Raw genomic sequence first — 12920 nt, forward strand, 5'->3', positions numbered from 1 at the left:
CCAATTCTATTTTGGCAGGACCAGTGACTAGTGTGCAGTGAGGATTTTTTGCGTAGTATTAATGAGAAGAAAATATTGGGTTTGCATGCCAGCTGTATACAGGTTTCGACAAAATTTTTTTCCCTACGACCCAATTTTAAAAATGTTAAGCATTTCTCGCCACATTGTCAGCACCTTTTCTGATATGGTCATCAAGGACAGGCAAGATTTTTTCCATATTCCTTTCTTTCAATAAACTTAAGATCTCCAGGTGCTGATTAATCGATTCTTTTTCGTTTCCTAGGGCCTGGGCGGAAAGACGTTGGTACCTGAAAATGCTTTGCCTGATCCCGTTAATAATACTTTTTAGGTACTCATTATTACATTTATTTACGATCAGCATATGCAATTTTCGGTCAAGCTCAGCAATAAGATCAAAATCAATTCTTTGTCCCTGATCTGCTTTGTCCCTCAAGGAAAGCCATTCTTGTTCAATTTGTTCGATTTCATGGTCCGTAATATTTTTTAATGACGTATGGAGTGCTGCACATTCTAAAGCAGCTCTGACCTCAAAAAATTCATAAATCTCTTTTGCCGTCATATGTTTGACAAAAATTCCCACACCATTATGGATTTCCACCAACCCTTCATTTGCCAAAACTTTAAGGGCTTCACGAATTGGCGTCCTGCTCATCCCCAAAGACGCCGCAATCATATGTTCACTCAAATGGTCGCCGGGCTTTAAGTCATTATTAACAATGGAATTTTTTATCGTTTCATAAGCGACATTCGTTAAATTTTTAATTTTTGGATCTTTACCAGCCAATATTTTGGTCAAAGTTAATAATGCTCCTCTATTCTAAATTTTTTACCATCATTTATGATCTTAACACCACATATATACCTCCTGTATACAGGTTACATCACATGATACCCTTTGTCAATACTATTGTTTTCCTGATCATAAATTGATGGTTGTCAATTATCTTTGGTAAAAGAAGGTGTTTATAGCAGACCAAGGGGGCGGTTCTACCGGCTCAAACAAGCTTGAGCCAGTAGAACCGTCTACCGTCTCCTTGGTCACACCTTAGCGATTTAAAGCCTTCTGCACCAGCTCCGGCACCTCAAAGGAGAGGGAGGCCACTTCCACGCCGGCTGCGTTCAAAGCCCGCACCTTGCCTTCAAAAGTCCCCATGCCCCGTTCAATAATCGCCCCCGCGTGTCCCATTCTTTTTCCGGGGGGTGCGCTCTTTCCGGCCAAGTAGGCCACAACCGGCTTGGTGATATGAGCTTTGATGTAAGCTGCTGCTTCTTCTTCCGCGGTGCCGCCGATTTCACCTACCAGTACGATCGCCTTGGTTTCTGCATCCTTTTCAAACTCCGCCAGCACATCGATAAAGTTTAATCCCACCACCCGGTCTCCTCCCAAGCCTACCACGGTGGTGGTGCCGATGCCGGCGGCCGCCATAGCGCCCACGATTTCATAGCTTAAGGTTCCCGAGCGGGCCACCACCCCTACCGGTCCCGGTACGAAATACCGGTTGGGCGGAATGCCGATTTTGCATTTTCCGGACGAAGCCAAACCAAATGTATTGGGCCCGATCACGGTGGTCCCTTTGGATTTTGCATAGCTGACAATGGCCATGGCGTCGTGCACCGGGATATGCTCCGGCAGCAGCACCAGTACCTTGACCCCGGCGGCGATGGCTTCAAAGGCGCCATCCTTGGCAAAAGCGGCCGGTACAAAAAGAATGGAGGCATCAATGGCATGGTGTTCTATTGCTTCCGCCACCGAATTGTACACCGGAATGTAATCTATTTTCTGGCCCCCTTTCCCCGGAGATACTCCCGCGGCCACCTTCGTCCCGTACTGCACCATCTGCCGGGCATGAAAGGTGCCCTGGTTTCCCGTGATTCCCTGAATCAAGACCTGGGTATGGTCATCAATATAGATCGCCATTTCTCATTCCTCCTCTCCCGCGTTTTTTGCCAGCGCAACGGCCTTTTGGGCCGCTTCGTGCATGGTATCAAAGGCTTCAATGCCAACTTCCCGTAAAATCTCCCGGCCTTTTTCCTGGTTCGTGCCGACCAGCCGGATCACCACCGGCACGGGAATGCCTCTCTTCTTTTTTACGGAAGCAAAAGCACTGGCCACGTCGTCGCAGCGGGTAATGCCGCCAAAAATATTGATCAGGATCGCTTTGGGGTCATTTGCCATAATTAATTCCAGTGCCTTGGCGGTGGCTTCTTCACTCGCACCGCCCCCGGCATCCAGGAAGTTGGCCGCGGCGCCGCCATAGTACTGAATGGTGTCTAAGGTGGCCATGGTAATGCCCGCCCCGTTGGCCATCACGCCGATATTCCCGTCCAGGTCCACATAGGCCAGTCCCAGCTCATGGGCCTTCTTTTCCGACTCCGACCGCTCCTCCACCTGGGGCAGGTCTGGATGCCGGAATAAAGCATCATCATCGATGGTGACCTTGGCATCGGCGGCAATCACCCGGTCTCCGCTCACCACCAGGGGATTGATTTCCACCAGTTCCCCGTCCAGGGCGACAAACATGTGGTATAGTTTTAGCAGGATATCCTGCACCTGCTTGGCCTCATGGGCAGGAAGGCCCAGGCGGCGGGTGATTTCCCGGGCACAGAAGGGCATCATGCCAATGGCGTAGTCAATATAGTACTTGATCACGTACTCTTCCGGGACTTCTTCAATGTCCATGCCTCCCTGGACGGAGGCAAGCACCACGGGACACCTTCTGCCCCGGTCCACCGTAATGGCAAGGTAATATTCCTTATCGATTTTTAACTTTTCTTCCACCAAAAGGGCCTCAATGGTGAGCCCCCGCAGTTGGCTCCCCAAAAGGGCCGCCGCGAATTCTTCCCCTTCCCTGGGATCGGCGGTAAACTTAATGCCCCCCGCTTTGCCTCGTTTTCCGGAGAGAATTTGTGATTTGATTACAGAGTCACCGATCTCAGCTGTAATGTCCGCCGCGTCTTGAGGAGTCCTGGCTACCCTTCCTTTCGGGACCGGAATACCGAACTTGAAAAACAGCTCTTTCCCCATGTACTCAAACATTTTCACAGTGTCATCACCCCTCCCGCTTATTCTGGCTTTTCCCAAAGATTACGTTAAATAAAATTGCTGCCAGTTAATTATCATTATATGGAATCTGTCCACCTAAAACTAGGCAATTTTTTGTCATCTTTTTCAGATGTTCTTAAAGAAAATTTTCTTCCCCTGGGGATGATGTCACAAAGCGGTCCCTCATTGGCCGGCCCATTATTTTCGGGCCTTCCCCGTCATATGATGAATATCGATCTTGATCACCGTTGTTTCTTCTTTTGCATTTTCAATATATTTCTTTCCCTTTTCTAAAAAATCGTGCGCATACTTATGGATCAGTTGAAACAAGACCTCTTCTTTTAAATCACCTGTTATTTCACGGGCCGAGCCAAAAGCCACCACGCTTTTATATTTTGTGCTGAACTTCTCCGGCAATACCTCCGTATCCGTAACGACACAAAAGGACACACGGGGATTTTGATGCATGTTTTCCAGCTTATGGCCTTCCCCCGCACAATGGAAAAAAATACCCTGATCATGATAGACATAGTTTACAGGTACCGTATAAGGATATCCATTGTCACTGATCGTGGAGAAAAATCCATATTCCCCTTTTGTTAAAACTTCTTCAATTTCTTCCGGAACCATTTCCCGGTCTTTTCTTCTCATTTCTTTGAACACAAGCCATCCTCCTTATGGGCTTTGCCCTGTTGCCTAAAATCCGCTGGTCCTGCCCTTTTCCTTAAATTCTAACTTACTTCCAAAGGATCCACAACTGCAAAAATGCTTCTATCGGCAGCAAAAAAAATGTTCTCCTGATTGAAGCAAATCAAGAGAACGTCGCCTTCCCAAAGACCTGAATGGAATAATTATCTCCGGTTACAGCAAGTCTTCTCCCTTAATCCCCGGGAACATGCGGCGGATTTCCCCCTGAACCTTGGGATCAATGGGAGTGGCCCTGTGGTCCTTTAATATTTTGGCGGCAATTTTATGGGCCCGGGCATGGGCATCCAGGCTCCCTCTTTCATTCCAGGTGATCCGGTTCCATCGGTCTGATACTTTGGGAATCAAAAATTCCCGGCGGAAGTAGGCCGCTGTATGATTATGGGCCAAAAAATTCCCGGCAGGTCCTACTTCTTTAATTACGTCAATAGCCAGAGAATCTTCATCCACTTCCACACCCCGCAGCACCCGCAACACATTGGCCAGGATTTCATTATCGATCACTGTTTTTTCATAGGAAACGGTGGTGCAGCATTCCAGAAGGCCCGCCGCGTCATGGATCCAGTTGGCTCCGGAAAGCCCCAATACCATAGCTTGGCAGGCGCTTTCATATCCCGCCTGGGCGTCGTTCAGTTTGGCATCAGACTGGCCTCCGGTGGCATAGAGGGGCAAATTATAGTATTGAGCCATCTGGGCGATGCCCACGTTGATCAGGGAGGATTCAATGGCTCCCGCCACGTAGGTCCCCGTATTCATATCCATGATGCTGGAGGTGGTACCGATCAGTGCAGGAGTCCCGGGATTGACCAGCTGGGTTAGGGTCAATCCGGCTAAGGATTCCGCCAGGTTGATGGTGATGGTGGAGGCCAGGGTCACCGGTGCGGTGGCGCCAGCCAAGGGTTCCGAGGGAACGGCCAAAGGCAGCCCTTTACTTGCCACTTCAATGAGAAAATCAGTATAGGTCCAGTCCATAACCAGTGGGCTGACCATCAGGGTAATGAAGGAAACAAAGGGACGTTCCCGCAGTTTGTCAACCCCGCCGGCCACCATTTCCGATATTTTGATTGCTTCCCTCAGGCCCTGCATGGTATACATACCGCCCATAACCGGTTTGGTGGTATTGGTGATGGCCCAGTAAAACCGGTTCACATCCACATCGGCTTCCGGCACATCCGCCGGATAGGTGTGAATCACATAAAAGGAGATATGCTCCATCACATCCACCAGCCGGGCCAAATCCCGGACATCATGGGTAATGGTGGGTCTTCTTTCCCCGGTCTCAAAATCCAGGGCATAACAGACCGTACCCCCGGTGCCGAAGTGCACCCGGTCCTTTTTCAACACGGCATCATGTTTTTCATCCCGCCCATGAATCGTTACTTGGGACGGGGCCGTCTGGATCGCCTTTTCCAGTATGGCCCGGGGTATTTTCACAATTTCTGTTACAGGATCCACGCAGGCCCCGCCCTTTTCAAAGATCTCCAGCGCCTGTTTGCTTTTAACCTTCATGCCTACTTCTTCCAACAGCCTGACCACACCCTCATGAATGGCACTCACCTGGATCTCATTGAATAAACGAAGCTGACGGCCGCTAAATGCCGGATACATATCTTCAGTCTCCTTTCCTCGAAGCAAGTTAAGGTTAATCCTCTGTTAAGCGGAAAGCTTTTCTTGCCTCAACTTGCGGGTTTCGTTTTCCTCAATCTCTAATGTGGCTGCATTGATGGCCACACCGTAAGCGGTTTTGGCCCGTTCCACGGAGATGAACCCCTCCATCACATCCCTGAGCACGTCTTGGGGATCCCTTTCCCAGGGTGCCCCCATCCCCCCGGCCCCAGGCGTTTGATAGATAATTTTGCTGTTTGCCGGTATCACTGTGGTAATCCGGGCCGGCAACACCTGAACCGCGCCGTCCTGTTCCAGCAAGCAATGGGAGTTCCTCCCGGGTTTGCCCCCGAACAACCCCCAGGGTTCCGTAAATGACCTTTCCGTACTGATGGTGACATGGGCCTCATGGTCCAGGATCACGATTTCCCGGGTCAGACCTAAACCGCCGCGATATTTTCCCGGACCATCCGACTCCGGAATTAAACTGTATTTATTGACAAACAGGGGAAAGGCCATCTCCATCACTTCCGTAGGCGTGTTTCTCGTGTTGGTCATATTGGTATGCACCCCGTCCATGCCGTCTAAGTTGTGCACCGCGCCCATTCCTCCTCCATAGGTTTCCACATAGGAATAATAGGTGCCGGTCCTGGGATCAATCCCTCCAATGGTGAGCAGACTCATGGTTCCGGCGCAGGCCGCCATGGCCCGGTCCGGCCGCACCTGGGCCATGGCCCCCAGCATACAGTCGGTAATTCTCTGGGAGGTATTGATGTTGGCATTGGAAACGGCGGCGGGAAATTGGGGATTGACTACGGTTCCGGCCGGTGTAATCACTTCCACCGGCCGGAAAGCGCCCCCATTGGACGGTATTTCCGGATCCGTCATGGCTTTCACGGCATAGTAGACACAGGCCAGGGTTACGCCCCTGGTACAGTTGAGAGAACCTTTAACCTGCCCTCCCGTCCCGGTAAAATCCACCGTCATATGATCGTCCTCGATGGCAATGGCGACCTTGATGGGAATTAAATCGGCCTCTCCCATCTCCAGAAAGTCTTCAAAAGCATACACGCCCGGTTTCATTTCTTTGATCCGGGCCCGCATTCTGCGCTCCGAGTAATTAAGCATTTCTTCCATATAGATTTTAATAAAAGGCGCGCCACATTTTTGGGCCAGTTCCTTGATGCGTTTTTCCCCCACATTATTGGCCGCTAATTGGGCCTCCATGTCACCCCGGAATTCAAAGGCGGTCCGCACGTTGTTGGTGATAAATCCCACCAGCTCTTCATCCAGCTTTCCCTCTTTGCGCACTTTTACCGGGGCGATTCTGATCCCCTCCTGGAAGATTTCCGTGGCATTTACCGGCATGCCGCCGGGAGCCATGCCGCCAATATCGCAGTGGTGGGCCAGATTCGCCACGATGGCCACCAGTTCACGGTCAAAGAAAACCGGCGAGAACACGCAGACATCGGGCAGATGGGATCCGCTGATGTATGGGTCATTAATCATGATAGCATCCCCGGGTTTCAGCATGTTCGGAGGGTATGCTTTAAGGACTGCCTTCATGATCGTCGGCATCAAGCCCAGGTGGAGGGGAATATGTTCTGCCTGAGCCACCAAATCCCCCTGGGGTGTGTAAATGGCGGTGGAGCAATCCCGCCGGTCTTTGATGTTGATGGACAGGGCGGTGCGGATCAAGGTTACGCCCATTTCTTCCGCAATGGACTGCAATGCGTTTCGCATCACTTCTAAAGTCACGCCGTCAATGGCGATATTAGGCATTTTTCTTCCCTCCTTTAAGTTTAATGATCATATTGCCAAAGGCATCCACCGTGGCGTCCTGATCCGGGAAGATGACGGTCGTAGAGTCCAACTGCTCCACAATGGCCGGTCCCCTAAGCATGACACCATAACGAAACTTTTTGCGGTTGTATACAGCGGTAGGCAAAAATCCGTGCGAAAAATAGACTTCCCGGCAAGCAACCGGTTCCGGTATCGCCTGATTGCTTTCCTGTTCTTTGACTAATTCCATCCTGGGGAGCTTGCCTAAAGCCACCAGGCGCAGATTCACCATCTCCACAGTTTCCTTTTCCCGCCGGTAACCATAAGCCTTTTCATGCTCCAGATGGAAATGTTCTTTTGATCGCTGAATCTCATCAAGGGTTAATGTTCCTCCCCATACCGGGATGGAAATTTCATAGGCCTGTCCCCGGTACCGCACATCGGCGGACCGTAAGAAAACCATATCGGAGGGAGAGAAACCTTCCTGGGCTAATTGTTCGCTTCCTTGCTTCTCCATCTCGCCAAATAAATCGGTCAGTTCGGCGCCGGTGATTTCCGCCATGCTTTTCACATGGGTGCGTACATAATCGTGGCGTACATCGGCCACCAGCATGCCCAAAGCCGAATTAATCCCCGGATTTTTCGGTACGATCACTTCCGGCATCCCCAATTCTTCCGCCATCTCTACGCCGTGTACCGGTCCGGCCCCCCCAAAAGCCACTAAAGAAAACTCCCGGGGGTCATAGCCTTTTTCTACGGATACCACCCGGATGCCACGTACCATGTTGGCATTGACCACCTTAATGATCCCTGCCGCCGCCTCGATCACCGTGAGGCCCAGAGGTTGGGCGATCTTTTTCTCAATGGCCTGGTATGCCTTTTCCACATCCAGCTGAAAATCTCCGTCCAGTAAATAGCGGGGGTTTAACCGGCCTAAAACCACATTGGCATCCGTCACCGTAGGCTCTTGGCCTCCTTTGCAGTAACACACAGGCCCGGGAACGGCTCCCGCACTTTCCGGCCCTACTCTTAAAGCCCCGCCGGAATCAATCCAGGCGATGCTTCCGCCGCCGGCGCCAATGGTATGGATATCAATCATGGGTAATTTAATGGGATAACCCCCAATGTGACTTTCCGTGGTATATTTGGGCTGCTGATCGGCAATTAAGCAAATATCCAGGCTCGTTCCGCCCATATCCACCGTGATCAGATTGTCCCGGCCTGTTTGGGCGCAGACAAAAGTACCGGCCAGGGCCCCGCCGGCCGGACCGGATAAAACCGTGCGGGCGCTTGACTCCCGGGCTGTCTCCGCCGTAATCACGCCGCCATTTGATTGCATAATGTATAAACCGGACTTCACCTCCAACTTGTGCAGCTGTTCCGCCAGATCCGCCACGTATTTATTCACTTTGGGCATCACATAGGCGTTAATACAGACGGTGCTGGTCCTTTCATATTCCCGGAACTCAGGCAAGATTTCACTGGATACCGTAATAAACAATCCGGGTAATTCTTCGATCAGGATTTCTTTGATTCTTTGTTCGTGCCGGGGATTGGCGTAAGCATGAAGAAGGCAAACGGCCACAGCGTGCACATCTTTTCTTTTCATGTCTCGCGCTATTTCCCGTACCCTGTCCTGATCCAGTTCCCGCCATACTTTTCCCGTATGAAGAATTCTTTCCGGGACTTCATAGCGCAAATGCCGCGGGATGATCGGTTTTGGTCTGTGGGCATAAAAATTATACAAGGATGGCCGGGTCTGTCTGCCAATGTGAAGGACATCCTGAAAACCCTCCGTAGTGATCAAGGCTGTTCTCGCCCCTTTTAATTCCAGCAGCGCATTGGTCGCTACGGTGGTGCCATGAATGAAAAAATCAATGTCCCGGGGCGCGATTCCTTCCTTGCCCAAAATATCGATCACCCCGTTTACCACCGCTCTGGCCGGATTGTCCGGCGTAGAAGGAACCTTGGTTACGGCAACGGCACCAGTTTCTTCATGAATTAACCCGATATCGGTAAAAGTTCCCCCTGTATCCACTCCTAACCTGAAGCCCATGATTCATCAACCTCCTCCTGCCCTAGTATTCTTAGACTTCGCCCACGTGACTTTCTCCTATTGCAAAAAAGATGCCAGTTAGCCTTTGCTGTTGCCCGCCTTGCTTAAAGCGGCAGAGCTAAGGTCTCCCAGGATTTTTTTACCTTTGGCCGGGAGGGATGCCAAAGGTTTGCGCAAACAGACTGTTGCAATTTCGCATACAAAAAAAAGGCTGTTGCCCTTAAGCATCAGCCTTGATCCGGTATTTTTGGATTTTGCGCACCAAAGTGGAGGGATTTACGCCCAGGGCCGCCGCAGCCTTTCGAATGGACCCGTGATTTCTCAGGGAAGAGCTGATCACCTGCTTCTCCACATAATCCACAATTAATTGAAGCTGCCCCGGAGCATTGACTTCATCTAAATTCAACCCGGCCGTAACCAGTCGGGGGGGCAGGTGTTCCAGGCCAATCTCATCACCGGTGCTAATGATGAACAAATATTCGATCAGGTTTTCCAACTCCCGGACATTTCCCGGCCAGGCATAATTGCTAAAGATATCAACGACTTCCAGCGGAATGGTCTTTTGCTTTTTATAGCGCTTATTATGCTTTTCCAAAAAATAATAGACAAAACCGGGGATATCCTCTTTGCGCTCTTTCAGGGGAGGGATGGTGATGGGAATCACATTTAAGCGGTAGAATAAATCCTCCCGGAATTTACCCTTCTGCACTTGATCACTGAGATTCCTGTTTGTGGATGCTAAAATCCGCACATCCAACTTGACCGGTTCTTTGGCCCCGATGGGAAATACTTCTTTTTCCTGGAGCACCCGGAGCAATTTTGCCTGGACCTCCAGGGGGACTTCCCCGATTTCATCCAGCAAAATCGTTCCCCCCTGGGCCAATTCAAACATGCCGGGTTTTCCCTGATGATTTGCCCCGGTAAAAGAACCTTTGGCATAGCCGAATAGCTCGGATTCCACTAAAGTAGCCGGAATCGCGGCGCAATTTACTTTGATAAAGGGTGCTTCCCGGCGAAAGCTTTGCTGGTGGATAAACTTGGCCATCACCTCTTTACCCGTACCGGAATCACCTTGGATCAGAACAGTATTATCAAAGGGGGCCGTCTTTAAGGCTAATTCAATCACCCGTTTCATCGCTTTGCTTGTGCTTACCACTCCTGAATTGTCCATTTGCTGCTGGCGCAGTTGAAATAATTCATGAGAATACTTATTGGAAAGATTTTTTGTCGTCTCTACTTCGTTGCGCAATTTTATCAGTTCCGAAATGTCCCTGACATTACAGACCACCATAATAATATCTCCCGTTTCATTAAAAACCGGATTACCTGTGGCCAAGGCAATTCTCCCTGTGACATATTTATGAATGATGGACGCGGGAATCTTTTTTTCCAGCACCACCAATACGGTAGAATGTTCAAAAAGCTTTTCCGCCAGCAAATCCCTCATGTTTCTTCCTACCAGCTGTTCCCGGCGCAACCCGGTAATTCTTTCATAAGCAGTATTTACGTACAGGGTATCCCCCTTATGATCTGCAATCCAGATGCCATCAAAGGAGGATTCCAAAATGGACATAAATAACCGGTTGTGCACAATATCCTCCGGGGCTTCCATTAGAGCAGAAGCTGCCACGCTTTCACCCTCTTTCAGACAAAAAGTACTTGCTCTTTATTTTCGCTAAACCAGGATTTTTTCCTCCCCATTTTCATACTTTTCAATCAACTTCTTTTATCTAAATAATTTTTGTGCTGGGAACGGAAAAAGCCAGGGGCAGCCTGGAAAGGAAGCTCCCGGCTGCCACTGGCAAAGCGCTAAGGGTGGGTTATCCTTGGATCATACCATTCGTTGATACAGTTTTTTTGGTGTGAACCTCCAGAATTACGCCCACGATCAAAATCAGGAAAGTTACAGGCAGCCCCAGGACCACCGGGTCCCAGGTCCAGATAAATGCCGTGCTCCCTTGGGCCGCAGCATTTGCCGCCGCCTGCTTTTGCACCAATTGGGCGATCAGAGTGGTGGAGGCGCCCAATATCATGGCTAGCAGGGTGGATATCCTTGCCCTTCTGGCCGCCGGCCAAAATATGATGGCCATGAAAACCGGAGCCAGCCCGGCGGCCATGATCCTGCCCCCCACCCACAATAGTTCCAGGATATAGGGCAAAGATTTTCCAATAATCACCGCAATGATCGTAATAATGACCGTACTAATTCTTTGAATTTTTACCAGGGCTTTTTCTTCAATGTTTTGCTGAATGATCCGTTTGTAAATATCCAGGGTAATGTTAGAGGTTACAGTTAAGATACAGGCACTGACCGTTGACATGCAAGCTGCTAAAAGAACAATGACAAAGAGTACGCCGATATGTGGGCCAAACATCATCGCCAGTTTAATAAAAGCGTCTTCTCCTTTAATGCCGGGGAACAGCACAAAGGCACAAATCCCTAGGACATAAGGGACCATGTACCAGAGGAGAGAGAGTAACCCGCCATAAATAAATGACTTCTGGGCCGTTTTCGTATCCTGGGCGGACAATCCCCGCTGGAGCAATGTCTGGTAAGCAAAGGTAATAAATAATCCATTCAAAATCCACCCCACCGTTTGTTTAAAACCAACATTCAACACGGCTGTGTGGGTGGCCGGTATCGCTGCGCTAAACTCGCTCCAGCCCCCGATATGAAAAACCGCCATCGGGATGAGCAAGGTGGAGCCGATAATGATAATGGCTGCCTGAATGCTGTCGGTCACCAAAACTGCCCAAGCGCCGCCGGTGATGGTATATACAATGACTACTCCTACGGTAATCAATAAGGCTACGTTCGTAGAAACCTGAAATAAATACTGGAAAATCACGGCCATGCCGTAGGCCACGCCTGCCGTTACACCCAGGTCCCGGGCCAGTACTAAAACCACGGCGATCATACGGTGGGGCAAGCCAAAATATCGTTCAAACAATTCAGGAATCGTGGTGATCTTGGAAGCACGCAATTTGGGAATCGCCCAAAAACCGAGCCAGGTGCACGCGACCATAAAGGCTCCCCCGGACCAGTAACCGGCAATCCCGCTGGAATAACCGACGCCGGTATAACCAATCAGCGTGGCGGAGCTTACCCAGGTGGCAAAAATACTCCCGATCACAATCCAGAGAGGAGCTTGCCTCCCGGCTAAAATAAAGGCATCCGAGCTTTTACTGGCCTTCCGTTGAAAATAGATACCTACAAAAATCATCGCGGCAAAATACAAGCAGATCATAAACAGGTTATATGCCAACATTTTTCTCCCCCCTTATTAACAATTGATTAGGGTTATTAGGTTAATAGAAAACGCCAAAAAAACATATACAATAAAAAGATTAAAAAGACGCCCAAAAAAGACAGCACCAGCCAGAGAGGTTTTGCTTCAATCTCATCCATGGGATCCCTTTGTTCCACCAATCCTTTCACCCCCTTTTACTGTTTTCAGGACCTTTCTCCCCAAAGCTCTTCTGTTAACTTGTGATATTGCAATTGTAATACCAATTGTTTAATTTTTAGGAGTGAGAATATATTTTTCCGGCCGGACTTTGCGTATCACACATTGTCACCCATATCAACCCTCCTTGGGAAATGTGACTCCCCGGAAAAGTTGAAAACCATTGTTGCATTTTTGCATACAATCACAGACGAATTGCATTTTTCAAACAGGCCAACAAACCATATAAATAAAAAAACGA

At 49.6% G+C, this 12920-nt stretch carries 10 protein-coding genes; all 10 read right to left on the reverse strand.

The annotated features are described in order from the left end of the window. Positions 1-145 precede the first annotated feature (145 nt). Positions 146-817 (reverse strand): GntR family transcriptional regulator, encoded by a 672-nt coding sequence (locus DCMF_RS09440; RefSeq protein WP_148134201.1) that lies wholly within the window; start codon positions 815-817, stop codon positions 146-148. A gap of 249 nt (positions 818-1066) precedes the next feature. Then, positions 1067-1939 carry a succinate--CoA ligase subunit alpha gene (sucD, locus tag DCMF_RS09445; protein WP_148134202.1) on the reverse strand — a complete coding sequence of 291 codons (873 nt, stop codon included), beginning with the start codon at positions 1937-1939 and terminating at the stop codon, positions 1067-1069. A 3-nt stretch (positions 1940-1942) separates the two neighbouring features. Next, positions 1943-3064 carry an ADP-forming succinate--CoA ligase subunit beta gene (gene sucC, locus DCMF_RS09450; RefSeq protein WP_148134203.1) on the reverse strand — a complete coding sequence of 374 codons (1122 nt, stop codon included), beginning with the start codon at positions 3062-3064 and terminating at the stop codon, positions 1943-1945. A gap of 198 nt (positions 3065-3262) precedes the next feature. Continuing rightward, on the reverse strand, positions 3263-3727 hold the full coding sequence (locus DCMF_RS09455) for a pyridoxamine 5'-phosphate oxidase family protein (protein WP_148134204.1): 465 nt from the start codon (positions 3725-3727) through the stop codon (positions 3263-3265). A 198-nt stretch (positions 3728-3925) separates the two neighbouring features. Then, positions 3926-5377 (reverse strand): trimethylamine methyltransferase family protein, encoded by a 1452-nt coding sequence (locus tag DCMF_RS09460; protein WP_148134205.1) that lies wholly within the window; start codon positions 5375-5377, stop codon positions 3926-3928. 45 nt (positions 5378-5422) lie between these two features. Next, positions 5423-7156 (reverse strand): hydantoinase B/oxoprolinase family protein, encoded by a 1734-nt coding sequence (locus tag DCMF_RS09465; RefSeq protein WP_148134206.1) that lies wholly within the window; start codon positions 7154-7156, stop codon positions 5423-5425. After that, positions 7149-9212, reverse strand: a complete 2064-nt coding sequence (locus DCMF_RS09470; RefSeq protein ID WP_148134207.1) for a hydantoinase/oxoprolinase family protein — start codon at positions 9210-9212, stop codon at positions 7149-7151. The genes DCMF_RS09465 and DCMF_RS09470 overlap by 8 nt, the downstream gene beginning before the upstream one ends. Before the next feature lie 220 nt (positions 9213-9432). Next, a complete protein-coding gene (locus DCMF_RS09475; protein ID WP_148134208.1) occupies positions 9433-10842 on the reverse strand; it encodes a sigma-54 interaction domain-containing protein in 1410 nt (469 codons plus the stop codon). Between the two features lie 190 nt (positions 10843-11032). Further along, positions 11033-12481 (reverse strand): sodium:solute symporter family protein, encoded by a 1449-nt coding sequence (locus DCMF_RS09480; protein WP_148134209.1) that lies wholly within the window; start codon positions 12479-12481, stop codon positions 11033-11035. A 35-nt stretch (positions 12482-12516) separates the two neighbouring features. After that, a complete protein-coding gene (locus DCMF_RS30065; protein WP_257790953.1) occupies positions 12517-12642 on the reverse strand; it encodes a hypothetical protein in 126 nt (41 codons plus the stop codon). Positions 12643-12920 lie beyond the last annotated feature (278 nt).

The sequence above is a fragment of the Candidatus Formimonas warabiya genome (genome assembly GCF_002777255.1).
In the GTDB taxonomy this organism is placed as follows: Bacteria; Bacillota; Dehalobacteriia; order Dehalobacteriales; family Dehalobacteriaceae; genus Formimonas; species Formimonas warabiya.

What these genes read in the sequence shown, in the direction of transcription:
- DCMF_RS09460 (WP_148134205.1), bottom strand. Translation starts at nt 5,377, where the DNA reads ATGTATCCGGCATTTAGCGGCCGTCAGCTTCGTTTATTCAATGAGATC.
- DCMF_RS09470 (WP_148134207.1), bottom strand. Translation starts at nt 9,212, where the DNA reads ATGGGCTTCAGGTTAGGAGTGGATACAGGGGGAACTTTTACCGATATC.
- sucD (WP_148134202.1), bottom strand. Translation starts at nt 1,939, where the DNA reads ATGGCGATCTATATTGATGACCATACCCAGGTCTTGATTCAGGGAATC.
- DCMF_RS09465 (WP_148134206.1), bottom strand. Translation starts at nt 7,156, where the DNA reads ATGCCTAATATCGCCATTGACGGCGTGACTTTAGAAGTGATGCGAAAC.
- DCMF_RS09480 (WP_148134209.1), bottom strand. Translation starts at nt 12,481, where the DNA reads ATGTTGGCATATAACCTGTTTATGATCTGCTTGTATTTTGCCGCGATG.